Consider the following 26118-nt stretch of genomic DNA (forward strand, 5'->3'; position numbering starts at 1 on the left):
CAAGAGCGTGGCATGCAGTGAGAGAAGTACCAGGAACTTGGGAGACCCTTTCGGCCTCCTTGAACTTAAAGGTAGGATGTTTCAACCAAAAGAAGGGCATTAAGGGAGCCAGATAATCTCATAGTACTCTGAGACGGTAACGCCGATTATAAGGGGAAGGGGATGACGGTATTGTGCAGCCCGCAAAGGAAACATATGCAGATAAGACAGGTTGATAAACATATGCAAACCTCACTGTAGGGAATAGCAATTTTTGTACGAATCGAACAATACCGAGGAGCCTTGTGCGGGAGAACCGCATGCAGGGATGTGTGAGAGGGCGGTCGGGTAACTGGCCGTTCTATCTCGATGGCGAAATCAAAAAATAAGGAGGCGCGAAATGTAATAGTTGTTTATTATTGGTAGAAGTAATTTTATAAATTGTACAAGAAAAAGGAGGAAGGTATGAAGAATAAGTATTTATCCATATTAATAGCAGTTTTAATACTGGTTGGAATACCTGTGATGGCTCAATCTGCTTCAGTAACAAAAACATTCTGGGGCACTGTATGGGATGGCCCTTTCACGGGGTACATTGGAACTGGTAGCTTTTCTTATGACGATAAGCTTATAAATAATGGCGATGAAGGGATAAATCCAACAGGCGGATTATCGGTTATGTTTTCTTTTTACAGTCAGTTTTTTGACGAAACCAATGATATAGACTTCAACGGATATCCTGAACTTTCGTTTGATGATTTTATACCAATTTCATTAGACTATGTACTTGTTAATGGTATAAACGGTGTTAATTTCAATGTCCCTAATTTGGCAGAATTATCCATGTGGGAGTTGTTTCCCTCCAGCGGAGGCTATGACTTCGAAACTATAATATATGCGGCATCTGTCCCAATTCCAGGTACATTATGGTTATTAGGTTCAGGGATAGCAGCTCTAATTGGGTTACGGACAAAAAAGATTTATAAAGTATAGCCGAATGAGACTTCTATTATTTATCTTCAATTTTAGCAGTGAACCAAATTTAATGGTGCCTTAAGGTAATGCAGAAAGTTCGATTGATAGTCGAACCATGCTCCAAAAGCATTTACAGATATTGATTTGGAGAAAAAAATAGATGAGATTTATGCTTTCATGGTGGGAAAGCCGGTGTACGCTGACATGAAAAAAGATTACAGGAAAATCGGAGCTGAGTATGACATGGGAATGTTGAAATAACGGAGCCAGTTTCAAAACGTTCCATTTCGGCCGATCTCTGCGTTGGGTGAAAATTTTAATCCTCGAAATACTCCATGTATTCCTGCGGTTAAAATTATCACCCACCTTGAACTTGACCAAACTGAAACGTTTTGAAAGTGGCTCAACGGTGAAAAAAAGGAGAAATAACAATGGAGTTTGCCATTAAAGAATTGTCTTGACAAAATACTTCATTAATTCTTATTAAAGAGGTACATATATATTCAGGTGCTTTTTAGAATATGGCGGCATGTGAAATGCCGCCCTACGTAATGCGATGTAGGGCGGGGGTTTTACACCCCGCCGGAATAGGGAACCCCGTGTGAATCGGGGGCGGGCCCGCCGCTGTAATCGGGGACAAAGGCTGTAAGATGTCACTGTCACATAATATTGTGATGGGAAGGCGCAGCCTGATGGATGATCCGAGAGCCAGAAGACCTGCCTGAATATTTGCGTGTTTTCTACGGACAAGAGAGCGCATCAAGGATTCTGAGGATAAATAAGGGACATCCCCGGATCGATTAATTTCGGTTCGGGGATTTTTTTTGTGCATTGGCGGGCCTGGATATAAATCTTTTAATTGGGAGAAGATGTGATGAAAACTGGTGTAATTGTTTGTATGGTGGGAGATCAAACATCAGAAACAAATTTTGATTTGGTCCAGGCAGTCAAGAACTTAAAGATTAATGCGGATAGAGTGGAAGTTGTTTCTTCAAAAGAGGGCCATTTTGATGTTATGGATGCCTGTTGGGTGCTCACAGCAAGAGGAATGAACAGGATTGTCTGCATGACCTGTGAACTTGTCAGCCATTCGGAGCTAAGATTAACAGGTCGTGAACTTAGATTGTGCGGATAATTAATATAGTGATTGTCCAAATTATCTAACGATTGCAGCTTGTTTTAGATTGTTTGGTAAATATAATTTATGTAAAACACGATACGGATACGGATACGGATACTGCTGTGGTTTATAAATTTGGGACAATCTATACTACTGCCGAGTGGCTTTCCGAATATGTAAAAAAACCATCCTCAAAATGTTATGCACATTGACCGTAATGAGATTGTAAAACGGAATTATCTTGAAGTTGGGGAAGCACTCGATACAAAAAAGATTGTAATTGAAATTGTTGATTTCATGCCCATACGTTATCTTATTTTGGTTCTGACCATGCGCTGCAACCTGCAATGTAGTTATTGCTACTATGGCGAATCTTGCTCTGCGCCGGACATGACTGCGAAAGTGATGCAGCAAGCTATGTCATTGGTTGTTGCCGGAGAACAAAGGTTTCATCTTCAGCTTACAGGTGGAGAAGCTACCCTGGTACCTGAACTGATTGAAAGGGCAGCCATTCTGGCGAGTGATACCGGACGCTGTGGCAGTATGGGTGTTCAGACCAATACCACCTGCCTTTCATCTGATCTGCTGGATATATTAAAGGCTCATTCATTTCAGGTTGGAGTCAGCCTGGACGGCCCGCCTCCGATCCAGCACTTGCAGCGTGGTATGGCATCCGAAACTTTTCAGGGCTTACAGAGATTGGAAGCTGCGGGTATTCCCTTTAATGTTACTACGGTGGTAACACAAGCCAATGCGGCCTTTTTAGACAGCCTGGTGCTGGCCGTGGCAGGATTTGCCTGCGTTCGGGGTATCGGTTTAGATCTGCTGATAAACAAAGGGCGCGCGAAGGATTCTGCGTTCGTAGCACCGGCGGACAAGCATATCTTAACAAATGGATTGCAAAAAATGGTGGCTGCTCTGGATGGCGTTAATGAGCGAAGATCAGTTCCTATTCGCCTACGTGAACGCGATTTGCTTTTGACTGCTAAAAATCAAAAGTGTTCCGTTTTTTGTCACGCCTGCCTTGGAGAAAGCATTGCAGTGCAGCCCGATGGCAAGATCTTTCCCTGCGGTCAAACACTGGGTGATTCGCGGTTTTTTGCCGGAACAGTTTGGGAACCGCGATTCGAAAACTTAAAAACACTGAGTAATTTTAAACCGCATGGCGCTTTGTGTAACTCTTGTGATCTTGAGAAAATATGTCCCGGTGATTGTCCCAGCCGCTTATTTTACAATCAACAAGAAAACCCGACACAGGTATGTGATCTGTATCATGCTCTATGGCAAATAGAAAAAGGATGAGCAAAAATGGCTAACAGGTAAAAAATATGAAAGCGCTTAAACTGGCATTAATTCATTTATCAGTTCAGACAAGGCCAATAAAATTGTTGATAATCCATATCTTCTGCGAGAGCTATACCGGCAGAATTACGGCTTACCCATTGCCTGAAACATCGTATAAAACTGGGATCATGAAACTGAAGTACTTCTCCCATACAGTCCAAATCTTGTTGTATGCGCCAATAAAGATACATTTTTACCTCCCATTTTCAAATTTAAAACTCGATGCCTTTTTGTGCTATTATGCCGGACTTTAAAGGATGCTTGATTGCACCCATCTCAGTTACCATATCGGCAGCATCCAGTAGAGCCCGAGGTGCTTCCCGGCCGGTTATTACAACATGCATGTTTGCGGTTCTGTTTGCAAAAACTTTCAGTACAGGATCTAAAGATATCATTTTATATAGTAACAAATAGGTGAACTCATCTAGTACAACCATATCATAGTGATCTGATAACATGGTCTCACAAGCGAATTCCCACGCTATCCTTGCTGCGGCTTTATCTTTTTCAATATCATCCGACTTCCAGGTAAATCCATTACCCATTACATGAAAGTCAATTATGTTTTTGAATCGTTTTACAGATTCCATTTCGCCATATTTCCAACTGCCTTTGATAAACTGTATAAAACATACCTTCATGCCATGACCGGCAGCTCGCATTGCCATTCCCAAAGCAGCAGTTGTTTTTCCCTTGCCGTTTCCTGTATTGACAATAAGTAATCCTTTTCTCATATATGATTCCTTATGTTTCCATATTCCTTAATTTTAACGTTCACCGATTTTCCAGTCCACTTCCCACTTTTCCACATCCGATACAGTTAAGACCTCCACCTTATTGCCTTGAAAATCTTCTTGCACCTCTCCCATTATCTCTTCCATATATCCTTCGATTTCCAGAGCTGTTGCCTGTACAGCCGAAAGCTTATCGGCATCGGCTTCCCATAGTCCTCTGGAAGCAGCTTCAAGCAACCGCCGTGTGATTTCTTCAAGAGCGTAGGGATTATTTTCTCGCAACCATTCGCTGTTTATTTCATTAAGAATATATTTTTCCGTTACAGATTCAAACATGCCTTTGGGAACAAGATTCGTTGTGGCACTCCATTTAAACAGTGTATTGACTTGTCCTGCCACAATCTGGGCTCCTTGGTAGCCGTGATGTTTTAACTGGTCGATCCAGGCCTGATTGAGCAGTTTAGCTCTGGCTGTTTTCTGTATTTCCTGGCCTAAGTCTCGAACATCTGCGTTTTCAGGCAAGGTGCTGTCGCCCCAGTAGAGCCGAGGGGGATGTTTCCCCACAGTGGCGGAAGCTGCGGCCATACCGCCCTGGCAGACAGCGTAGCATCCGCAGTCTAAAAGATCATATTCTGCTGAGGACTGTTTCATGTAAGCTACGTCGATGCGGGCCAGTTGTTCGGCAAACATTTGTTTGGACTGCATGCCGTATACCTCGGTGTTCAGGTCGTTAAAGCCGTAAGCAAACCCGCCCCCATTTATATAAACCTCGGCCAGATCGACGGCATCATTCCATGCTGAGGCATCCAGCGCCAGTCCTACCCCCAGGCCATAAGCGCCCGGGGCTGAAGAAAAGATTCTTAAGGTGGCCAATCGCCTTATTTTAGATTCTAAGATCTCATCTTCGGTCTGTTCACGCAGTTTGTCCATTTCCTGCCTGGTATGTTTGCGGATGAAGTTGCGATCTTCGGGTTCGTCTAAAAAACTGAGTGTAACTACAGCACGATCTATCAGCTCGCAAAAGTTGGGAACCATATCGCGCATAATAGATGAAGTCTGAACTGTTACATCTACACGGGGCCGTGGTATGGGTTGGCCTTGCGGCCGGTTCAGGATTAATTCATCCAAAGGGATGGCCTCTACTTCACGGATAAGTCCGGAGGGGTGCCATAAAGGATGTGCGCCCATCAAATAGAGAATCTGGCATAACAGTTCGCCGTCTGATTTAAAAGCATCGGTGCTCCAAATGTTTATGCCTATGCTTTCCGGGAAACGATTTTCCTCATTCAGAAACTTACACAACAGTTTGTCCGCCATCTGCCGGCCTATGGCCCAGGCTGCTTGTGTTGGCAAAGCAGTTACATCAGTGGCAAAGAAATTACGCCCTGTCGGCAACAAATCAATACGGCTCCGGCTAAGGGAACCGCTCAAACCCGGAGGTATATAACGGCCTTCCATTCCGGCCAACAGGTTCGTGATTTCATGATCACAATGTTTGAGTTGTTTTGCCGTATTCCGGCAAAAGTTGCGAAGTGGTTCAATATCCGGTGATGATGTATCTGACTCCCTGCCTGAAGCAAGTTGGTCAAGTAATTCTGCCGCCGAATCATAAGATGAAGAGTCTTTTTTTTGCAACCAGCCAGCTATTGTTGCGATGTCCGGCAGATCAGGAGGCGATGTCCGAAGCATGGTAGCCAAAAGGCGGCCCACGGCCCCGCTGTCGGGTGGTTTTCCCAGCAGATGCAGTCCTTCCGGCATCAAAGCCTGTCTTGCAAGTGTAATCTGTTGGCGTGCCATAGTAGCAATGTTCATCAGATCCTGAGATTGTGGAACTGAGTCAACAATGTGCAGTTCCAGCAGAAGCGGTATAAGTTCTGTTCCTATAACTTCTTTGCGACCAATTTCACCCATCTGGTGAGCTTTGTGGTATTGCTCCAAAAGAGCCTCCAAACGGCAGGTCTTTTCATCCATAGGCGCAGGTCGATATACAGGCGTCAGATGATCTACAAGAACTGCTTGTCCGCGTCGTTTGGCAATCAGGCCCTCACCGGTGGCATCCATGATATAAACATAAAGATTGGGCAGATCTCCGATGGAGATTTCGGAAAAACAGGTATCACAAAGACCTGTTTGTTTGCCGGGTAAAAATTCAAGTGATCCTTCGGTGCCGAAATGTACTACCGCATCCGAGTTATCCCGGATATATTTGTATGTGGCCAACCAATGATGCGGCGGTGACAGCAGAGGATCATGTAAAATCCGGCAAACTTCACCAGTGCATTTTGCGCCATAGCAACCCCGCTTTGGTTGAGCAATGATACGGATATTACCGTATTGAATGCCTGTTATCACCAGAACATCTTCTCCATTGTCATTATAAACCATGCCCTTACCGGGAAACACGTCCCAATCGGTAAAAACCTTGCGGCGGGAAGATTCGGGAATATTATCAAACCAGTATTTATACTCTTTTGAGTCCATTTTATATAGTGCGCCGCCCTTGTTTATAATTTCGTCTACAGTGGTCCAACGAAATTCAGTTGTAGCCTTACGGCTCATAATTTCATTTAATATGTCACGGCCACAATGCGGAGCTTGTCCAACGTCATATCCGGCGGCTTTCATTGCTTTTAAAACCAGTGCCAGGCTTTCGAAAGTATCTAAACCCATTGCCATACCAACTGTTGCTTCCGCCCCCTTGCATGGGTTGTTATGCAAAACAAAGGTGATTTGCTTTTCCCGGTTGGCCAGGCGTTGTAACCGAATCCAGCGCTTTAGCCTGCAACAGAGAGTTAGGATTCGCTCTTCAATGGGCATGAAAGGAAGATACCCGATACCCTTGCCATGGGAACCTTCCTGCCTGCTGCCCGCTATCAGAACCGGGGTGATAACCCCGCATGTTTCAGGCTGGGCGAGACTATAGACAGTAGTAAGTGCAGGGAGTCCTTGGGGGTCATTGTGCCACTGGTCCGGTGCCTGGCTGTGGGAGCGAAGCAACTGTATAATAGGTACATCCAGCAACTCCAGAAGAAAATTCTGTTCAGGTTTTTTAAGCAATCGGCCAGCCGTCATGTTGAGTAGTACATCAATGCCTGGTGCCTGCCGGAAAAAGCTTAACCAAAGAGGTATTTTGAAATCTTCGTTTTCCGTTTCATCCACACCGGCGCAAAACACACATAACGGAGCAAGACCATGTGACTCCAAACCTTGAATTACGGCATCAATATCAGCGGTGTTTTCTTCAGCCAGCTGGCTGTAATAAAAGAGTAAGCCTATCCATGGGGGGCTTTTATCCTTGAGGCGACCGGAAAGCCATGTCCTATATTTATCCGGGTCATCGAAAGGTTCCAAAGCATGGGGATGGTAAATTCCTGTGGTACGCACTGAAGTCCGTGATTCAAAAGACACGGACATACCGGCCTGTGCTGCAAGAAACCGGATTCCGTTGACGTAGTTGATCAAAGAGACCTTGCACAAATATCGCTTGAATTCGTTTGCTGTAGCAGTCGGAAAAGTAGTAAAATCGGATGGAATCTCCGGGGATATGCCTATGCGGTGTTCGATCCTCCGGCTGTAGGCTATAAGTTGTTCAAAGCCGGGCACTCCTAACATAAGCTCGGCGATCATCATGTCAAAATATTCTTTCTTGTCCCGGCTTTTAAGTATCTCAAGGGCCGACATCTGGTCGGTAAATGACAACTCAATGCCGTCATGAAACAACCGGTTGACTGTTCGCAGCCATGTCCGGCGGTGAAACATTTGGCTATGGATGTATAGTATTCTCATTTTTTTTAAACCTCGTTTTCACGCTTGTTTATAAAATTTTAAACCTGGCAAAGCCGTAGTCGGCTTTATTCAGAATACGGCTTTGCCGTTGGCTTAAAATTTATAAGAAAAACCTACACGGAAATTACGTTCCGCCATGGGATAGCCGCGTGTCCATTCAACCCGGTCATCAAAAAGATTAAATACACTACCTCTGACTTCCCAATGCTCCTTTATCTTGTAACGCATGGTCAGGTCCCAGAAATCAAAGTGGCTTTTTCCTTCTTCGGTTGCAGGCCAGTTATCCCAATTCTGGATCACTTGAGGTCCCACCAGGACATAGTTTAGCTGTGAGCTGAAGTTTCTATATTTCAGATCAAGACCGCTTTTTACTTCATAATCGGATATATAAGTCAAATCAGTATCTGTTTCTTTATCTTCATAGTTTGTATTGAATGTGATGTTGGACCACAAAGTCATATCAAAAGGAAACTGAAAGGTTTGACCGACCCACCATTCAACGTTGATATCAATACCTTCCATTATGGCATTTCCGTGATTTGCATAAGTTTGGACAGGGCTGCCGTTAATTGTACTAGAGATCTGAACAATCTTATCTTCATAGTCCGAATGGAAATACCCGACCTTTAAAGTAAACAGGTCGTGAAAAATATCAAAGCCTACATCATAGGTCAGATTGGTTTCAGGGTCCAGATCCGGATTTCCAACATAGTGCACACCGGTAGTGGAGTGGACATAATCAGCGGAGAGCTGATCAGCAGAAGGCGATTTAAATCCCTCGCCCACATTGGCCCGAACCCGCAGCAGTTCGTCGAAGAATTTGATACCTATACCCACTTTCGGGGAAATGTTGTCGTAGTCTTCTTCCTTTCCGATGAAATTTGCAAGATAACCGGTCTCAGGTCTGGTCGTTTTAACATCAAAACGATCATATCGGACAGCGGCAATTAAATTGATACGGTTGTTCCATAGATCCAGGGAGTCCTGTAAAAAAAGTGCCTTGGTATCGTATTCCATTCCAGGCGTGTAAGGTGTAGACGGCAAGCCGCCGGATACTGCCTCAGATTCTTTTTCCATCCATTCAAAAGTGCATCCTAAAAGCAGCTTGTTCCAGGTTGTCATATTCCAGGTAAACAGGTGGTCGGTGCCCCATGTGGTATCCGTATATTTGCTCTGGAGATCTTTGGCAACAGGGTATCCGTAATTCCAGTGATTACGATCCCACAGATAGTATCCCAAACTCCGTATATGGACTTGGCCCCCAAAAAAATCTCCGTTGTATTCCAAATCTGAATAACCATGGCTTTTGTCATTGTGTTTTTTGTTATTCCTGACATAGTTCGAGTAGGTGCCGTTTTCCCATGAGGGTGATTCACTGGCAAGGTCGGCATAGTTGCCTCCTAATCTTAGCTCATGGGAATCATTGAACATGTAGACAAGATTTCCGCCGATAATTTTTTTTGTCAGGCCGGTATTATACACTGTCCCGAATTCGGGGTCGTCGTAATCGTCAATATCTTCATATGAAGTGGAGAGATAGAAGCGAAAATTATCATTAACTTCCCCGCCTCCTGCCAGTTCACCTTTGTAATAACTGAAGCTGCCGTAGTCTCCGCTTATTTTTCCGGAAAGATCCCCTTCTCCTTTTTTTGTAATCAGATTGATGACCCCCCCCATGGCTGCCGAACCATAGAGAGCCGATGCAGGCCCTTTGGTTACTTCCACGCGTTCGATACGGTCCAGATTGATTTTAGCAGCATTTCCGGTTCCGATACGGTGGCCGTCGATAAGAAGCAAAACATATCCTTTGACATCGTCGCCATGGGATTCAGTGCGAAATCCCCTCAGACCCACAGGACTTAAAAGGCCATTATATTTGTGGTAGTGGCCGGTGATATATTTACCGACAAGATCGCCGATATCGACGGCTCCCGACATCTCGATTTTTTCCCGTGTGATTACTTCCGTGGTTACAGGCACATCTATAAGACGCTCCTTTGATCGTGTTCCTGTGACCACCATTTCATCTATGGTTTTTTTGTTTTCAACTTCTGCTGCTGCCGAAAGTCCATTAATCAGTAAAAAGCTCAATACAAGTAATAGTGATTTTAAACTCATTTTCGTAATATTTTTCATATTGCTTCTTCGTTTCCTCCAACAATTTTAATAATTGTAATTGATTTAATATTTTGTGGTGTGAGGAATAAATAACCCTCGGGTTCCCTGCCCGCGATTGCGGGCAGGGCAGAGAGGTAGCCGCAGGTTCGTCACTGTTTGTAAGTGATTCCCTGTTATCGCTATTCACAGGTCATGGTCTGTGCATAGCGACAGACGGCTTATATGTTTAATGTTTTTTTATCACCCCCTTTCGCCTAATGGTTTTTCCCATTTGTTTGCAAAACCCAAAGCTATAGCGCGGCTGGACAAATCAATAAATGCCGGGTTATTGTTTTCAGTTTGTGTGAGGCTAAGTTTTTCCCGGTATGCTGTCATTTGCTTATAATCACCGCTCACAGCACAGGCGATCTGTGCTGCATAGGTTCCCATTATTTCAGACCAGCATGAGGCAGGTAGAATTTTCCATGCAAATTTATCCTTAAGATGGGTCATGGCGGCAACAGCAGCTACTGTAAGCGGGTCGCGCTCGATTTCAGTAAAATTATTGCGCAGCAGCAGTGCTTGTTCTTTGCTTAGGAAACGGCAAATAGCGTTTTGCAAACCGTCACGGTTTACTCCGAAACGCTCCAGATGGATCTTTGCCGAGCATTGACCGGCCGGTGTCAGATTGTTCTGGTTGGCTAAAGTCTGTTTGACTGCCATCAATACGGTGTGTCCGATTAGCTCTCCCAACTTGGAGTGTTTACCGGCGCTTGTCAGTGGCGGAATATCATTTTGCATCGCAGCAACGATAATCTGATCTGTTCCCGTGCCGGTGGCAGGTCCGTCCGAGTATCGAGAGTTGACAGCCAGCTCCTGCAATGCCGCAGTCTTGGCTTCGGTTGCGGTCATTATAACTCGGGCCATAGCGCCGGGAATCAGCGGTTTATTAATGAAAATCATGCTGTTTATAGTGCCCGGACCCGGCACAGATTCGGCAGGCTTTATGGGTTCAAAACCATCGGCGCTTTCGAATACCGAAGCCGGATCGCCTGCCCGTCCTGCATTGCTTTCCACACCGCCGGTGCAAACAGCCACTACCTGTAAATCACGAAATTTTTCAGATATCAAAGCAGCGTTATTCATATTAGCAGCTGTTCCCATAGTGGCACAGCTTTCTGCGGGCAGGCCGTATGGTTCACACGTTCGTTGCCTGTAAGCAACAGGATTTCGCCATAATTTGTTAGCCATCATACTGTTATGGCCGGCGGGTTCACAACTTTGATGGTTGTATATATATTTAAGCCCGGTTTGAAACCCGCCGGCCGAACGACAGGTGGAAAGCACCTGATGGGGGAGGAGAAAATCGGCGTAGATAATTTTTTCTTCTCGGTGAATTTCCACTCCGTCGTAATATGTTTCAATCAGCATGATCTTTTTCTTCCAATCCTTTTTCAAAAATATAAAATTAGTTTTACATCAAATATTCAATGCCTATGATGCCGTAAAAACCTGGTTGTTCATAACCAAGACCTTCTTCAATATCTTCATCCGTCAGATTTTCGATTCGTCCATACAGATTTACCCCCTTAAGAATTTCATAACGTCCGAAGAGATCCACCCGATAATACTCTTTCATCTCAATATCACCTTTCCAGCGAAGCCGCGGGCCAGAGTAATATCCCGTTACACCGAAAGCATATTCATCCGTTACATAAGACAGCGAAAGATTGCCTTTGTTTCTTGCGATTTGCACGGTTCTAAATCTTTCTCCATCATTTTCACTATTAGAGTTTGTATAAGTGTAGTTTCCTTTTAGATTGATGTGGTCGGTAATATGGGCGCCAAACGCAAATTCCACACCGCTGGTTTCAGCTGAATCACGATTTCCGTATTCACCGAAACCCGATGGGCGTTTCGAGTTGGGAATAGTATAGTCAAAGACGATTACGTCATCTAACTCCGAATACCAATAAGTTACCTCAGCATCAATGCGACCGTTCATCAGTTCCTGGCGGAGTCCGCCTTCAACTGTCCAACCGGTTTCCGGATCAATATCTTCGTTGCCGTATGACGGATCATAGAGATTGGAAAATGTGGGCGCTCGAAAACTGGTGCCGTAGTTGGTAAACAAGGTTGTTCCCATATTGAAAAAAGTGTAGGCTGAACCTATTTTACCGGTTGTTTGGGTGCCATAGGCTTCATGCTCATCGCGACGCAGACCGGCCGACAGAACTAATGCCTCCTTAAGTAGCAGCAACTGGTCATTGATGTAAAACGAGTAGTTATAGTTATTTGAATCCACATCCCCGTATCGGCCCCATTTCCCGCCTTCCTGGTAATAATACTCAAGTCCGAAGAGAGTGGAATTGGAACCAAGATCACCCAAACGGCTGTCCCATATCAAATTATAGTCCGCCATCAGGTTCCTGTTATCGTAACCATACGCCTCACCGGTACCCTCATCATAAATCGGTACCGCTTCACCGGCATTGTAAGTAACGCCATCGAAGGTAAAATTATTAAACGGTGCCGACTCGTATCCTAAAAGACCGTCGTCACGGTCGTTTCGGTAATGCTCTTTTTCAAACCAGCCCAGAAGTAATTTGTGACGAAAATAATCATTGATCTGATGAGAGGCATTGAGTGTGGCAATTTGGTGTTTGTATTCATTGGCGTTATTTGGGTCCGGTGTCTGAAAAGACCAGTGTTCCGAGCGACTGTTCAGGGTATTGGATGGCTCATTCAGTTCTGCCGCCTGAAACTCGCTTTTAACATACAAATAAGCAAGTTCTATATCGATTGTATCCGGATGCCATCCTAATTTAAATGTTGGTGAAAAATTTCTGTAGTATTCATCGTCATGCACTCCGTTGCTGTCGGTATAAGCAACGCCGAAAGCGTAATCCCAGATGACCGTTCCGCCCCTTATGGAGCTGTATCCTTTTTTCCAGTTCAATGAGCCGTATTCTGCACCCGCATTTATATGTTTGCCGGGTTTGCCCCCGATGGTCGTAAAAGAAATGATACCGGCGGTTGTATCAGAACCGTAAAGAGCGGCCTGTGGCCCCCGGAGAACCTCCACGGATTGCAGTAATTTGGTATCCAGTTGCCCGATAAAATTACCAATGCCTGCGCTATATGCTTCGTTGATCTTCATGCCGTTAACAAGAACAAGAAAATGTCCCTGTCCGTATCCGCGCATTTTGGGGTAACTAAACTGCCCCGGTCCCCCGGCCTGTTTGAATTCAACGCTGGGAGTAAAGCGCAAGATTTCCGTCATGTCCGTAAAACTTTGAAGCTTGATATCTTCTTCACTAATAACCGTAACCGAATCTGTCATGTGTTCCGGTTTTCGTTCGATTTTAGTTGATTTAACAATTACTTCATCTATTTTTTCAACAGATTCCGATTCTTCCGCAAAGGCAGGGAGCCAAAGGATTAGCGCCATGATTACTGCTGCCAAAAATAACTTCCAATTCATTTCCTTCTCCTGTCTCCTGTTCTTTATACTGTATTTATAATATGTCATCTTTTGCTTTAATCTCTTGCTCTGTTTACTGTGTTAATAGCTAAAATAAAGAAAACCAAACCGGCTATAGCCAGCACTAGAAATGACTGCCAGTTCGGGGTCTGACCAAAAGCACATGCCCGGATAGCATGGGATGCGTGAGTCAGCGGTAATCCGGCAAGAAGTGTCTGCGCCCATTGCGGCAAGCGATCCAGGGGAAAGAAAGTACCGCCCAGAAAGGCCATGGGTGTTATAATAAAGCTTGTTAACAGACTCTGGTCTGCATGGGATTTGACAAGCATGGCCAAACCGACTGCCAGAGAGGCGAAAACAAAACTGTTGAGTAATATCGCCAGCCAGAAGAGGGGTCCATAATGCAGTGTTACACCGAAAAGGAGGCTCAAACCCAGAAGTATGCCTGTAGCAATCAGTGCTCTTGTCATACCGGCCAGCACCTCACCGGCTACGTAGCTTACATTGCTGATGGGAGATGACTGAAACTCTTCGAAGATGTACCAGTAAAAGCGCGCCACATTAATATCCGTGGCAATACTAAAAGATTGAGTCATGCTTGTCATGGCAACCAGTCCCGGAATCAGAAACTCAAGGTAGGTGTGTCCGTCAAAAGTTGCAGAGCCACCCATGGCATATCCGAGAGCAATCAAATAAAGCAATGGCGATATAGCCATGCCTGCTAATTGACGCTTTAGACGGCGTTTTAAAATCAGAATCTCGCGCAGATAAACTGCAATAAACCCCTGCATTATTGCACCTTCTTTCCGGTCAGCGACAAAAAGGCATCTTCCAGATTGACCCGCCGCAATGTAAATCCGTTATCCCTGGTTGCAGCCGATTCACGGGCCGCCTCCCTGTTTGGGAAATATGTTGTTTGCATTCCCTCATCGTTTAGCCAATCCATAGCCCAGTTACCCAAACCGGCCATAAGATTAACAGGTGAATCAATTGCCACAATACTGCCATTATCCAAAAAGGCCACCCGATCAGCCAGGAACTCCGCTTCTTCTATGTAATGGGTGGTAAGAAAAATGGTGGCCCCGTCCTGCCGGATTTTTTTTATCAAGGCCCAAATGCGTCGCCGGATATTGGCGTCCAGCCCTACTGTTGGTTCATCCAGAAAGAGAATCTTAGGGTTGTGCATCAGGGCGCGTGCAATCATCACACGCCGCTTCATACCTCCTGATAATTGCTTGACAAGGCTGTTGCTTCGGTCCTGAAGTTCCACGTAGGTCAGCAGTTCAGTGATTTTGGCTTTGCGTACATCCGGCTTCATGCTAAACAGACGTCCGTGGATATCAAGATTTTCATAAACGCTTAGTTCGCTGTCCAGATTGATATGCTGGGGCACCAATCCGCACTGGCGTTTTGCCGCTCTGGATTGGGTTTGTATATCGTTATTGTTTAGTGACGCCGTACCCCGGCTCAGTCTGGTAAGACCTGTCAGGATCCTGATGGTGGTGGTTTTGCCTGCCCCATTTGGCCCCAGATAGGCGAAAAGCTCACCTTGAGGCACTTTTAGATTGATTCCTGCCAGCGCATTGGTTTTACCGTATGTTTTTTGTAAATTTTCTATGCGGATCATTTCTTCCCTTAAGTTAGGTTGTCATCATCAAAATCGTTTTATTATCAGCGCCCGGCATTACCGGGCTTTTACTGTTGTTTGCTTAACATCTGTACGTTATTTGCTATTTCCATAAGAGGCTGGCGGCGCACCCGGTGGGGAAGGGCCATTTCTGCGGCAGTTTGAATGTCTCCGGAGCTGACCTCTGTGCGGCCTTCATAGGCAGCTAAGGTCTTGGCGGTTTTCAAAATGATGATGTCTCCGCGATGTCCGTCTATTCCAACATTAAGGCAATACTGGGCGATTTCGTAAAGCAGGTCTTTTTTTACCGTTACTTTTGAGTAGATTGATCTGGCCTGTAAAATGCGCTCAGCTAATTTTTTGCATTCGGATTCATACCGGCGCACAAAGTCTTCCGGAGATTCATCAAATGCGGCTCTTCTCTCCATTACAGCAACCCGTTCATCTGCTGTTGTAATTCCTTCTATCGTAACGCATAAACCGAATCGATCCAGCAATTGCGGACGGAGTTCACCCTCTTCGGGATTCATGGTTCCCACCAGGGTGAAACGGGACGGATGGGAGAAAGACACTCCTTCACGTTCGATAGTGTTGACTCCCATAGCCGCAGAATCCAGCAGTACGTCCACAACATGATCATCTAACAAGTTGACTTCATCCACATAGAGGATACCGCGATGGGCTGCCGCCAACAGTCCAGGCTCTATGCGCTTTTCACCCTTTTTAAGGGCATGTTCAAGATCAAGGGTGCCGACAACACGGTCTTCTGTGGCTCCGACAGGCAATTCTATCACCCGTACCTTTCGCCGGATAATGTCAGGAAAATTATTCTGCCGGTCACCCTGCGGATTTAATGCGCGGGAGATTTCAAGATAGATATCGCTTTCCTCATGGGGCGCGAGTTGAAACGGATCATCCTGAAAGACCTCGATTTCCGGCAGAATATCAGCCAGAGCACGAACGGCTGTTGACTTGGCAGTGCCTTTTTCTCCGCGGATAAGTACGCCTGAGAGTCCGGGATTAATAACATTTAGGATCAGGGATAGTTTCATTTTTTCCTGACCCACGATGGCGGTAAATGGGAAAATGGGAGTTGTTTTCATGATTGTTGTCCTTTCACAATATCTACAAGAGATTGGGCTTTGAGATCATCGATTTTAAAATATTTGGCATGCATTGCGGCTGCCAGGTGGTTTGCCAGTCCAAAGGAAACCAGTCCGGCTTCTTCCGTGTCCACGATTATAAATTGGGTGCGTTCATCCCGGCTCATAGCCTCGGCCAGTCGTAATGCTTCATCAACCGGCTTCTGATCACCAATGGCCACATTTCCTTTGCCGTCTGTAATCAAAATTACTATTGGCCGCGTTGTGGGATCTTTGATAAGTATATTTCTTACCTGTTCGTATGTTTTGGCAAGACCGGCCGATAGGGGGGTGCGTCCGCCCACCGGCATTTCTGCCAGCATTTTTCCGGCCATTTCAACTGATGTGGTTGGTGGAAGATTGACTACGGCTTCATCACGCCGAAAAGAGATCATAGCGACCCGATCCCTCTTCTGATAGGCATCGAGTAACAATGACATGATGGCGCCTTTGGAAGCTGCCATTCGACCGCGAGCACCCATTGAGCCGCTGGCATCAACTGCGAAAAGCAGAAAATTGCCGATGCGTTTTTCACGGATCTTGTTACGAATATCATTGGCGGTAAGGATTATGCATAGACCATTTCCGTTTTTACGCTGTTTTTGGTAGGGTGCGGCAGCCCGTAAGGTTGCGTCCAGAGCGATATCCGCATTTTTGTCATTCATACAGCTTTTAACGTAACGGCCCTGCTTTTGGGAGATCCGTGTGCGTGAACGCCGTCCTGATCCACGCCGGAATATCCGGTCTTTGGGAGCTGAGAAGTTTTTTACTTTGAAGGTGCTGCCTATTTCAAAGATTTGGTCTTCTTTATTAAGGCTTTCAGGCTTTTTTGAAGAAGGCGCGGATTGGGTATCGCCAGCCTGTTGTTCAGGTTGCGTTCCATTTGAGTTGGCCGGTGTTTCATTTTGCCTGTTATCATCAGGTTGTTTTTCATCGGGAGATGTTTCCTGCTGTGATTCTTCATCTTGCCCGGATTCAGGATCTTTAGGCGGTGGTGGTGGCGGTGGCTGTTGTACATCCCTGCGCCGATGGATCAACACCATGGGTGCCGCCATGCGAATATGATCCACGGTGACATCGGTTTTCATTTCAAGGGCTGCCAGAGCCCGTGCAGCCTGTTCCAGCACAAGGTCGGCACGGTGACCCGCCACATGATTTTCAGAGCACAATTGGGTGATAAAACCCCGCAGGTGACGGCTTGTATGCACCTGGGGAAGCAGTCTGCGAGCACCTTCTATTTGCCGGGCAAGTACTTCGCTTTGGGATTGATAGCTTTTTATAAATGTTGCTTGGTCCAGATCGAAGGCATCGCGGCATTCCATCAGGCGAACCCGTTCATCCGGTGCTTGAGCGCCAATTACTTCAACACAAAGGCCAAAGCGGTCAAGAAGTTGTGGGCGCAGTTCACCCTCTTCGGGGTTCATGGTTCCCACCAGCATGAAATGTGAAAGATGGCGAAAAGAGATGCCTTCACGTTCCAGCCGGTTTTCACCGGATGCCGCTGAATCCAGGATGATATCTACAATATGGTCATCAAGCAGATTTACTTCATCCACATAAAGTATTCCCCGATGGGCATCGGCAAGTAGTCCGGGGGACAGTTCACGGCGGCCATGCTTTACCGCAAGGGAAAAGTCGATACCTCCTGCTACACGATCTTCGGTGGCATTAAGCGGCAGATTTACCATCCGAACCTTGCGGCGTGTAACCGGCAAGTGAGGATATTTTTGCCGGCATTCGGGGCATAATTCATTTTGTTTATCCGGGTTGCAGGAAAACGTGCAGCTTTCCACAATGCTGATTTCCGGCAGTATATCGGCAAGGGCGCGCACGGCAGTTGATTTGGCTGTTCCTTTTTCTCCCCTTATCAACAAGCCGCCTACGGCCGGATTGACTACTCCGATCATCAGGCTTTTTTTAAGCGTTTCCTGGCTTACTATAGCGGCCAGAGGGTAAATGTTGTTATACATGTAATTAAATACCTATATTTTTACGTTTATGCCGACTATCCAGCTAAGAGGCGGTGCCAGGAGGCCGTCGGCATAATAATAGTTTTTATCAAATATGTTATTGATTTTGGTAAAAAGACTGAATCGTTTAAATGCATATTCGGCCCTAAGATCAGTGATAGAGTATTCGGGCACGGTTTTGGTGTTATTTTTATTACGAAAGACTTTGGAAGTATATTTATTGCTTAATACTATGGAAAGCATATCTGTCGGATTGCAGTAGAAATCCAGATTGGCCTGGTGTTTGGCCTTTGCCGGAATCCAGAGGCCGCTTTGTTTATCTTTAGCTTCCATATAGGTATAGCCGCTTTTTATATTCAGCCACTTGCAAGGCCGCCAGGCAAGGGCAAGATCGCCACCCTTATAAGTAACCTTGTTGAAATTCTGATAACTCCCCATACCGTAATCATCTGTCACATAGGTAATACGGTCGCTCAGACAGTTGTAGAAAAGTGAAATACTGCCGGATACAAAATCATACGGCTCAATAAAAAATGCTATACTATAGTTATCGGACGTTTCCATTGAAAGGTTTGGATTTGGGAGTGTGGAGCTTGTCCGGTTATAACGCTGATGGAACGAAGGAGTATTGTTGGAGCGGCCATAGGCTGTGGTTATCCGCCAGTGAGTATTCTTATAAGTCGCTTTGATTTCGGGATTGATTGCATCGTCGAATGCCGAGTTGATATCAGCCCTCAGCCCCAGGGTCATTTCAAATGAATATTTTAGCCATTTGAGAGATTGGGAGACAAATGCCGAGTAAGTCTCTTCTCTTTTATTATCGAAGCTAGTGCTATTGGCCTTTCCCATACGATAGCCGCCGCCTAAAATCGACTCGACCCAATCTTTTGTGACTATTGTTGCAGTAAGATTTTCACCCCATTCCAAAACGCGCAATTTCTGGTTCAAATTTCTGCTGTGGTCGGTGTTGTGATTACTTCCATCATTGAAGAAAGATGTGCTGGTCAAATTATTATAGCAGCCTTGAAGTGACAGGTTGGTAGTATGGGTTGATTTGCGTGAAAAAGGAGTAGGATATTCCGGTAGCCCGCTTAAGCCTCTGTCGTCTTCCAGATAATCAGCCGAGAGAGAAAGGTTTTTAACGTCATCTATGATATAGGCTATTTTTGCGCCTGTCTGCCGCTGTTTTTTGTCATTGTTTATCTTGTATCCGTCAGTATCTTCAGCGGCGCCGGTAATGCCTAATGCCCAGTTGCCGGTAGTCATCTGCAGGTTGGCATACGCATATGCGGTATCATTGTTCCCGCCGTAGGTCTTTATATTTAGGGTTTGACGTTGGAGACTTTTAGTTGTGATCAGTATAACTCCGCCTGCGGCATCCTGACCATATCTTAATCCGCCTTTACCGCGTAAAATTTCTATTTGTTTTACTTCATCAGGCGAGATTATGTCCCAGTTTATCCCGCCGTAGCTTGAAGTGGGGTCATTAATAGGCCGTCCGTCCACGAAAACTTTGACCTTGTATGAACCATGTATACTGACTGATGAATCTCCGGCCTTGATGCCGGGTACATTGTTAAGCACATCAGCCATCTTTAAAGCCTGTGTTTCACGGATCTCTTTGGCTGTAAGAATAATGGTGTCGGCATCTTCGGCATAAAGAGCGATGGGAATGAAAAGCAAGACAAATATCCGGCAAATGCATCCGATCCGAGTTGTTTTATGTATAAGGTTCATATCAACGTGACCTGTATTAAAATTTGATAACCAAATAATTCCGTGGTTATTTCAAACAGGTAACGGCTTATTTTATCTTGTTGGCCATGAACCCTTGCATATGTAAGCTTTTATGCAAAAGCACAATCTTGGAGGACTATCAGAACCAAAAAAAAATCCCGGATCGAAAAAAATCGATCCGGGATTACCCTTTTTTATCTCAGATGCAAAAATGAGGTTCGACGCCGTCCACGTAGCCGTTACCCAATATGTTCAGGCAGGTCTTCTGACTTTCGGATCATCCTACCGGCTGCGCCTTCCCGGCCTTTCGGCCAGTGGCATCATGCAGCTTTCGTCCCCGAACACAGCGGCGGGTCCGTCCCCGATTTTCACGAGGTTCCCTATTTTGCTTTTTGATAAAAGCACCTAAACAGGTTATTCGATATATTTATAAAATATAAAAGTCAAGAAGAAAAAACAGTAATTTCAGGGTAACCGCATTTAGAATTAATATATTTTCAGATCCAATTAAAGAAAGTCTTTAAACATGCATTTTTATAATTTAGGTGTCATATCGGACTTGATCCGGCATACGGAAGTTTTGTGGCGGGGTATAAAACCCCGCCCTACGGTAATCACTTTTATTTTACAAAAATAGTAGGGCGGCATTTTATATGCCGCCATGTAAAGGCACTCAATTGGGCAATTTTGGAATGATAAAAATGGTGCCATCAATAGAATCCGTGTTTTACGGATAGAAATCAAATAGAGAATAAAATAAAATCCAAATGCGGTTACCCTGACAGTAATTTTGGTGAATTTAATCCAAACAGGCTATCATATGCTTTCTTGTTTCAGTAATCCTTATACGACGTGATCCAAATACTTGCCATATTTCATGGTTTTACTTGTTATCAATAAACCCAACGATAGATTCAATCAATTCCGGCATTACAGGCAATTGGGGTTGATTATAGGTTTGGATATTCTTCATCCGATCCAATTCTGCCTTCTTGAATATGTGATTCATACCTTCGATTATCCTTATTTCGGCTTTTTGATTTGCTTTGGCAAGCATTTCGGCATCATTTTTACTCACCTGAATATCTGTTGAACCTTGAATAATCAGCACAGGGATCTTGAGTTTGGCTATTTCCTGGGCCGGATCATATTTAAACCAGGAAATCATATATGGTTGTACGCTTGGGCGAAACAATGAATATAATATCGGATGAACATCACTTACAGTTTTGCCCTGGACAAGTTTATCAATGATTGGCAAAGACATTTCCAAAATTTCAGGCGGCTGTGACTTGAGTTGTTCTTTAAGGGATTTATCCGCAGACCGGCCGGAGCCTGCAATAGAGATGAATTTATCAACATTAATTTTCTGAGATACAATCATGCCCAATAAAGAACCCTCGCTGTGTCCAATGATTATAATCTGTTTAAATCGTTTGTCTTTTTTGAGAAATTCAATCCAGCCCTGTGCATCGGATATGTAGTGCTCAAAACGTAAATCTTCTTCTTTACAGGCAGCAATTTTACTTTCCCCAATTCCCCGTTTATCATATCTTAAGGATGCAATTTCTTTTTTTGACAATTCTACAGCCAGCATTTTTAACGAATTATTTGTCATAGCCGGATTATTGCCGTCTCTGTCCGTTGGGCCTGAACCGGCAATAATCAGAGCTGCAGGAATTTTTTTGCTTGTGTTGGGAACGAGAAGTGTTCCTTCCAATGTTCCGGTATCAGTCTGAAGCATTACGGTTTTTTCTGATTCTGCTGCATAAAGATTGCAGGTTGCAAACAAAAGCATTGCAGCGATGAATATTCTTGTTTTCATATATTATCCTTTTTTCGAATTTCTTTTCTGAAATTCAAAATGTCATACCCCATAACGTTAAGGCGCGTAATGGTAAAAACACGCTTAAATGAAATAAGATAAGAATCATTCCGTTAACCGGTCCGTACAATCCGAAAAAATATAATGGTGATTTCTTGCACTGGAAAGGGGTAGGTATGTTGGAGCTTTTAAGGAAGATGGGGTTTTCTATTGCAGGCGTAAGCTTATCGGTGAAGCCTGGTGAAAGAACAGCAGACGAGTCAGGCTTTTTGTTGATGAGCACTTTAAATATAAAGCCTAATATACCTTCCTAATATTCCCCCGGTGTTTTCGCATTAGACTGATCTTACTTAGCTGGGATCATAGTTTGTCAATTACTTCTTTAAGCTTTTCAAGAGCTTCTTCGTTTGTTATATTTTCCAAAAAAACAACAGATTTCCCAGTACCAATATAGCTGCCAATTGGTGGTACAATCAGATGTAAAGCTTCAGCTTGTTTTGTGTCTGGAAAATAATGCAATGCGTAACTGTCAGTTTCATTTTTTCTGTAAAGTCCATGATTTTTCATTTTAACCTCCGATTAGATGCAGAAGGTAATAAATAATAATGAGGGCTGCTGCTATTTTTATAACATTTAATATGGTTCTTTTAACCACCTCTCTATCTGACGTCTCGGCTATCCAATCAATAATCATACTTCCCATTGTCCCACCAACAACATAGATTACCAACAAACATATAGCAAATAGAGGAGCGCCCACAACAAAATATACCCATCCCGAAACTTCAGGTTCGGTTATTGCAAATAAAATTATAATAGCGAACCAAATGATTGCGATTACAATTATAACTTTTTTCACAATTGGTGAAAATGGTTTAACTTTAGAAGGTTGTCTATTATGATAATGTTTATCGATCATTTTTTTGTTCTATTTTCATAAAATGGGTCCACTCTTGGATCATTCTAATTACAAAAGCCGTAAGCAGGCTATTTAGCTTTCCTCATTAACCCGGATGGTAGTGGGTTACAATGCTTACGTTTTGCGAAGACTATTGATTAGTATCCACCTGTCTTGACCTGGTATTTTGCATTCCCAAAAAATCCAGCCATTTACAGCGTTTTTGGTGATGGATACTGCTGCAGATGATGGAGAAGAAAACCTCTCTCCGTTCAAGACAAGCCCCCCATCTTTTACAACACCATTATAGCTTAATCCTTTATACGTGGCTCGAAACTCTGTCCCATTTGGGAATGATACACCCTTGGTGACCCAAGGTCTACCACCGGATTGGGAACTAATATTTTCATTCTTTGTGCGAGGAAGGCCAAATAATTCCCGGAGGACATCGTTAGGGGTAACATCCTCTGTTATTCGATGGTTAGTGATTTCCTTAAAAACATCGAAATCTACCTCTATTGTATACATTAAATATCTCTCCTTTATCTAAAAGCACTATAGTGCTATTAGAATAAATAGTAGATTAAATAGTTTTCTTTGTCAACAAAAAAATCGTTATTTTAATAAAAATCATCATTAATGATTTACCGAGAACGTCATCCATTAGCCGTAATATTTGGTGAAATCATTAAATACTTTGTGAATGCTTGCTTAATGCTTAACTGTTCTTGTAAAATAAATTGGTTTTAAGTTTGAATAAATTTAAGAGGATTGGTCAGGATACTTTTTTCTCTTTCTCTATCTCCAGATCCAAATAATTCCATTTTATGTATATATCCATTCAAAAAATAACAGCCTAATATTCTAATATTAAATATTTATAAATAATTTTATTCTTGATATATTCAAGCCTTGATCGCTACAATCGGTCGCGAACACATCATACAGAAAACAAGTAGTTTGATAGCAGCATTTGTGTCTGCTTTATTGTTTATTAAAAAAGAAGCAATCAGACCCATTCCGGCATAAGCATTTCCTATATAAGAAAACAAAGCGGTGTTGTACTCTTCAGGCAATCTGATAATGGTAACGCTGATGGGGAGCATTCGAAAAAAACCTGCATGCTCCAATGTAAAAACCACCAGCGTTACCAAGGAGACAAAAACGGCAATTCGCCAGGCATAATAAAACGTTCGCTTAAGAGCCGCCTGAAAAGCATTACGAATGCTTTTAGGAAGAACAACCGGTATTTTGTCCTTTGCCGTACATATAATATCCGGACTTTTTTACTATATTTCAAGTTTGGCAATCAATGCCGCACCTATGCCTCCGTTTAACTGGGGATGATCAGGAACATGGATGTCCATGAAAAGTTCCTCTTCAAGCGCTTCGGCAATTCCTTCATTAAGCCCGCCGCCGCCTGTCAGAAGAATTTCAGGGATAACCCCGGCTTTTCTGGCCATTCCGGAAATTCGTTTGGCCAAAGACCGGTGAATGCCTGCTACAATATCTTCTCTTTTCTTTTTTCTTGCCACAAGCGATATAACTTCCGACTCGGCAAACACCACGCAGGTACTGTTAATAGTCAGCGGCATGTTTGATTTTAAAGACATCGGGCCGAGTTCATTGATGTCAAGCTCAAGTGCCCGTGCCAAAGATTCAAGAAATCTGCCGGTTCCTGCCGCGCATTTATCGTTCATTGCAAAGCTGACTATTTCTCCAAGTTCATCCATAACGATTACTTTACTGTCCTGACCACCGATATCAATAACTGTTCGTATGCTACAGCTTTTGGGAGCGGACCATCCTGCACCGGCGGCATGTGCCTTTATTTCCGTTATCGTGTTATGGGCTATATCTATATTTCTACGGCCATAGCCTGTTGCCAAAATATTCTTGATCTGATCTAAATCTATACCTTTGTCTGCGGCAAGAGCTTCGATCATCTGTTTTGAAGTTGTGTCGGCGTCAATCCCGGTTGGTTTATGGTCAAACCCGGCAAGACGTCCGTTTTCATCCAGTAAAACCACTTTGATATAAGTGGAACCTGCGTCGATTCCTGCAAAATAGTTAATCATTATTTCTCCGATTTTGCTTTATTCTTGGATTTCAGCATTTCAATAAATGCCTCGATTCTTGTTCTGAGCTGTTCAACATCTTCCGGGTTATAATCGGTTTCAATGCGCAATAGGGGCAGTCCGTTCTCTTTTTCTACCCGGTTAAGTTCGAAATCATAAATAATACAACCCTTGAGCACATGATATATGATCCCGTCCACGCGATATTCCGTAACCATTTTTTTTAACATGATCAGGCGGTCATCGTTGGGAGCAAATGAGGGACAAACGCAGGGAGCCATATAGCGAGATGCGATGCCTGTTATCTGATCATTTAAGGTGTTTTCCGTACTGCCCACAGGGTCGTACAGATACCGGTCGCCTGCACAGGATTCATCATAAACGACAATTCCACCCATTTCCTCTATCAAACCGGGTAATTTTAAGTTTGGGAAAATTGCCGGACTTCCGGCAATTAAAATTCGGGGCGTTTTTTCGGAACATACTGATTCACCTTTAAGAGCTTTTTCCGATAATTCGTTATTCAGGCGGACCATGGAATCAGTCCAGTCCGTTACCGGGATATATGCGTAAGAGTTAATCACTGTCATGGCTTGCCGCCCCCAGATAACAGGTGCTGCCGATTTCCTGAGCGAAAGAAGTCTTCGTATTTCAAATTGTGCCCTTGCCGAATTGTTTATTGCTTTACCGAGTTTTTTTGCGGTTATTTTATTTTTACTCCAACCGTTTTTCACATAATTTTCGAGCTGTGATTTCAAGGCATACATTTGCTCGACCCAGATTCGTCTGGAAAAATTTGCATCCTTGATATGAGGAACTTCCAGCATCCAGACGTTTTTGAATGCCGACAGTTCTTCTCCGAGTTTGCGTTTGGAATCACAAGTCGTAGGAACAATAACCACATCACACATATCGAAAGCTTTTAAGCCGTTTTGAACCGAAAATCCCATAGAGGCTTTAACAAGCGGGCAGCCATCTCTTGGAACAAAGTCTTCACCTGATTGCGAAGCTTCAAAAGATCCTGCGCAAAGGCGTATGGGAATAGCGCCTGCCGCATAAATCAATTCCTCCGGAATGACCATGCAGTAGATCCCGATTGTTTGCTTTTTCCCCGAACAAGTATTTAAGATGCGTTCAGGATCATTTTGGACAAAAACAGCTTCCAGCGCATCATAAAAATAGTTTAATACGGGTGATGTTTGCGGTATCTCACGTAACTGTTCCAGCTCAAAAGCCGCGCTGTGTGCAATATTTTTTAAAAAGCGCCGTTGTTTCTTTTCATTTGCAGTAATTTTATTCATAAGGATAATGGACTATTCTTT

The 26118-nt window shown here is 44.0% G+C and carries 21 protein-coding genes and 2 riboswitches; of the genes, 3 read left to right on the plus strand and 18 right to left on the minus strand.

Annotated elements, in window-relative coordinates; all coding sequences use genetic code 11:
• The first annotated feature begins 444 nt into the window (after nucleotides 1–444).
• From KKC46_19580 to KKC46_19590, 3 genes are all read left to right on the plus strand, one after another.
• Nucleotides 445–972: a hypothetical protein gene (locus tag KKC46_19580; GenBank protein ID MBU1056003.1), complete on the plus strand. Its 528-nt coding sequence runs from the start codon at nucleotides 445–447 to the stop codon at nucleotides 970–972.
• A gap of 526 nt (nucleotides 973–1498) precedes the next feature.
• Nucleotides 1499–1694, plus strand: a riboswitch (cobalamin riboswitch).
• A gap of 134 nt (nucleotides 1695–1828) precedes the next feature.
• A complete protein-coding gene (locus KKC46_19585) occupies nucleotides 1829–2089 on the plus strand; it encodes a hypothetical protein (GenBank protein MBU1056004.1) in 261 nt (86 codons plus the stop codon).
• A gap of 186 nt (nucleotides 2090–2275) precedes the next feature.
• Nucleotides 2276–3376, plus strand: coding sequence for a radical SAM protein (locus KKC46_19590; protein MBU1056005.1), 1101 nt, complete (start codon nucleotides 2276–2278; stop codon nucleotides 3374–3376).
• Nucleotides 3377–3435: 59 nt separating this feature from the next.
• Here KKC46_19590 and KKC46_19595 read toward each other — a convergent pair whose 3' ends face one another.
• The 18 genes from KKC46_19595 to KKC46_19680 all read right to left on the minus strand — a co-directional run bounded on the left by KKC46_19595 (nucleotide 3436) and on the right by KKC46_19680 (nucleotide 26097).
• A complete protein-coding gene (locus KKC46_19595) occupies nucleotides 3436–3609 on the minus strand; it encodes a hypothetical protein (GenBank protein ID MBU1056006.1) in 174 nt (57 codons plus the stop codon).
• Between the two features lie 21 nt (nucleotides 3610–3630).
• On the minus strand, nucleotides 3631–4152 hold the full coding sequence (cobO, locus tag KKC46_19600; GenBank protein ID MBU1056007.1) for a cob(I)yrinic acid a,c-diamide adenosyltransferase: 522 nt from the start codon (nucleotides 4150–4152) through the stop codon (nucleotides 3631–3633).
• Nucleotides 4153–4185: 33 nt separating this feature from the next.
• Nucleotides 4186–7938 carry a cobaltochelatase subunit CobN gene (locus KKC46_19605; protein ID MBU1056008.1) on the minus strand — a complete coding sequence of 1251 codons (3753 nt, stop codon included), beginning with the start codon at nucleotides 7936–7938 and terminating at the stop codon, nucleotides 4186–4188.
• 93 nt (nucleotides 7939–8031) lie between these two features.
• Nucleotides 8032–10074, minus strand: a complete 2043-nt coding sequence (locus KKC46_19610; protein ID MBU1056009.1) for a TonB-dependent receptor — start codon at nucleotides 10072–10074, stop codon at nucleotides 8032–8034.
• 222 nt (nucleotides 10075–10296) lie between these two features.
• Nucleotides 10297–11466, minus strand: coding sequence for an adenosylcobinamide amidohydrolase (locus tag KKC46_19615; protein MBU1056010.1), 1170 nt, complete (start codon nucleotides 11464–11466; stop codon nucleotides 10297–10299).
• Nucleotides 11467–11509: 43 nt separating this feature from the next.
• Nucleotides 11510–13519, minus strand: a complete 2010-nt coding sequence (locus KKC46_19620) for a TonB-dependent receptor (protein ID MBU1056011.1) — start codon at nucleotides 13517–13519, stop codon at nucleotides 11510–11512.
• Nucleotides 13520–13575: 56 nt separating this feature from the next.
• On the minus strand, nucleotides 13576–14310 hold the full coding sequence (locus KKC46_19625; GenBank protein MBU1056012.1) for an ABC transporter permease: 735 nt from the start codon (nucleotides 14308–14310) through the stop codon (nucleotides 13576–13578).
• Nucleotides 14310–15146 (minus strand): ABC transporter ATP-binding protein, encoded by an 837-nt coding sequence (locus tag KKC46_19630; GenBank protein MBU1056013.1) that lies wholly within the window; start codon nucleotides 15144–15146, stop codon nucleotides 14310–14312. Before KKC46_19630 ends, KKC46_19625 begins: the two co-directional genes overlap by 1 nt.
• Nucleotides 15147–15214: 68 nt before the next feature.
• Nucleotides 15215–16249, minus strand: a complete 1035-nt coding sequence (locus KKC46_19635) for an ATP-binding protein (protein MBU1056014.1) — start codon at nucleotides 16247–16249, stop codon at nucleotides 15215–15217.
• A complete protein-coding gene (locus KKC46_19640; protein MBU1056015.1) occupies nucleotides 16246–18258 on the minus strand; it encodes a putative cobaltochelatase in 2013 nt (670 codons plus the stop codon). The genes KKC46_19635 and KKC46_19640 overlap by 4 nt, the downstream gene beginning before the upstream one ends.
• Nucleotides 18259–18270: 12 nt before the next feature.
• Nucleotides 18271–19995: a TonB-dependent receptor plug domain-containing protein gene (locus tag KKC46_19645; protein ID MBU1056016.1), complete on the minus strand. Its 1725-nt coding sequence runs from the start codon at nucleotides 19993–19995 to the stop codon at nucleotides 18271–18273.
• 237 nt (nucleotides 19996–20232) lie between these two features.
• Nucleotides 20233–20419, minus strand: a riboswitch (cobalamin riboswitch).
• 459 nt (nucleotides 20420–20878) lie between these two features.
• The gene (locus KKC46_19650) at nucleotides 20879–21820 is read right to left on the minus strand and encodes an alpha/beta hydrolase (GenBank protein MBU1056017.1); all 942 of its coding nucleotides are present in this window, start codon (nucleotides 21818–21820) and stop codon (nucleotides 20879–20881) included.
• 360 nt (nucleotides 21821–22180) lie between these two features.
• Entirely contained in the window at nucleotides 22181–22387 is a 207-nt protein-coding gene (locus KKC46_19655; protein MBU1056018.1) for a hypothetical protein, read from the minus strand.
• Nucleotide 22388: 1 nt separating this feature from the next.
• The gene (locus KKC46_19660) at nucleotides 22389–22739 is read right to left on the minus strand and encodes a hypothetical protein (protein ID MBU1056019.1); all 351 of its coding nucleotides are present in this window, start codon (nucleotides 22737–22739) and stop codon (nucleotides 22389–22391) included.
• A 114-nt stretch (nucleotides 22740–22853) separates the two neighbouring features.
• Nucleotides 22854–23246, minus strand: a complete 393-nt coding sequence (locus tag KKC46_19665) for a DUF2924 domain-containing protein (GenBank protein MBU1056020.1) — start codon at nucleotides 23244–23246, stop codon at nucleotides 22854–22856.
• A 377-nt stretch (nucleotides 23247–23623) separates the two neighbouring features.
• The gene (locus KKC46_19670) at nucleotides 23624–23824 is read right to left on the minus strand and encodes a hypothetical protein (protein MBU1056021.1); all 201 of its coding nucleotides are present in this window, start codon (nucleotides 23822–23824) and stop codon (nucleotides 23624–23626) included.
• Between the two features lie 183 nt (nucleotides 23825–24007).
• A complete protein-coding gene (locus KKC46_19675) occupies nucleotides 24008–24793 on the minus strand; it encodes a benzoyl-CoA reductase (GenBank protein MBU1056022.1) in 786 nt (261 codons plus the stop codon).
• A 2-nt stretch (nucleotides 24794–24795) separates the two neighbouring features.
• The gene (locus KKC46_19680; protein MBU1056023.1) at nucleotides 24796–26097 is read right to left on the minus strand and encodes a 2-hydroxyacyl-CoA dehydratase family protein; all 1302 of its coding nucleotides are present in this window, start codon (nucleotides 26095–26097) and stop codon (nucleotides 24796–24798) included.
• Nucleotides 26098–26118 lie beyond the last annotated feature (21 nt).

This window comes from Pseudomonadota bacterium (genome assembly GCA_018817425.1).
Taxonomy (GTDB): domain Bacteria; phylum Desulfobacterota; class Desulfobacteria; order Desulfobacterales; family RPRI01; genus RPRI01.

Coding starts and splice junctions, on each gene's coding strand:
- KKC46_19580 (MBU1056003.1), top strand. CDS start 445: ATGAAGAATAAGTATTTATCCATATTAATAGCAGTTTTAATACTGGTT.
- KKC46_19605 (MBU1056008.1), bottom strand. CDS start 7,938: ATGAGAATACTATACATCCATAGCCAAATGTTTCACCGCCGGACATGG.
- KKC46_19645 (MBU1056016.1), bottom strand. CDS start 19,995: ATGAACCTTATACATAAAACAACTCGGATCGGATGCATTTGCCGGATA.
- KKC46_19630 (MBU1056013.1), bottom strand. CDS start 15,146: ATGATCCGCATAGAAAATTTACAAAAAACATACGGTAAAACCAATGCG.
- KKC46_19610 (MBU1056009.1), bottom strand. CDS start 10,074: ATGAAAAATATTACGAAAATGAGTTTAAAATCACTATTACTTGTATTG.
- KKC46_19670 (MBU1056021.1), bottom strand. CDS start 23,824: ATGCTCCCCATCAGCGTTACCATTATCAGATTGCCTGAAGAGTACAAC.
- KKC46_19660 (MBU1056019.1), bottom strand. CDS start 22,739: ATGATCGATAAACATTATCATAATAGACAACCTTCTAAAGTTAAACCA.
- KKC46_19650 (MBU1056017.1), bottom strand. CDS start 21,820: ATGAAAACAAGAATATTCATCGCTGCAATGCTTTTGTTTGCAACCTGC.
- KKC46_19625 (MBU1056012.1), bottom strand. CDS start 14,310: ATGCAGGGGTTTATTGCAGTTTATCTGCGCGAGATTCTGATTTTAAAA.
- KKC46_19595 (MBU1056006.1), bottom strand. CDS start 3,609: ATGTATCTTTATTGGCGCATACAACAAGATTTGGACTGTATGGGAGAA.
- KKC46_19620 (MBU1056011.1), bottom strand. CDS start 13,519: ATGAATTGGAAGTTATTTTTGGCAGCAGTAATCATGGCGCTAATCCTT.
- KKC46_19655 (MBU1056018.1), bottom strand. CDS start 22,387: ATGAAAAATCATGGACTTTACAGAAAAAATGAAACTGACAGTTACGCA.
- KKC46_19585 (MBU1056004.1), top strand. CDS start 1,829: ATGAAAACTGGTGTAATTGTTTGTATGGTGGGAGATCAAACATCAGAA.
- cobO (MBU1056007.1), bottom strand. CDS start 4,152: ATGAGAAAAGGATTACTTATTGTCAATACAGGAAACGGCAAGGGAAAA.
- KKC46_19665 (MBU1056020.1), bottom strand. CDS start 23,246: ATGTATACAATAGAGGTAGATTTCGATGTTTTTAAGGAAATCACTAAC.
- KKC46_19635 (MBU1056014.1), bottom strand. CDS start 16,249: ATGAAAACAACTCCCATTTTCCCATTTACCGCCATCGTGGGTCAGGAA.
- KKC46_19680 (MBU1056023.1), bottom strand. CDS start 26,097: ATGAATAAAATTACTGCAAATGAAAAGAAACAACGGCGCTTTTTAAAA.
- KKC46_19640 (MBU1056015.1), bottom strand. CDS start 18,258: ATGTATAACAACATTTACCCTCTGGCCGCTATAGTAAGCCAGGAAACG.
- KKC46_19615 (MBU1056010.1), bottom strand. CDS start 11,466: ATGCTGATTGAAACATATTACGACGGAGTGGAAATTCACCGAGAAGAA.
- KKC46_19590 (MBU1056005.1), top strand. CDS start 2,276: ATGCACATTGACCGTAATGAGATTGTAAAACGGAATTATCTTGAAGTT.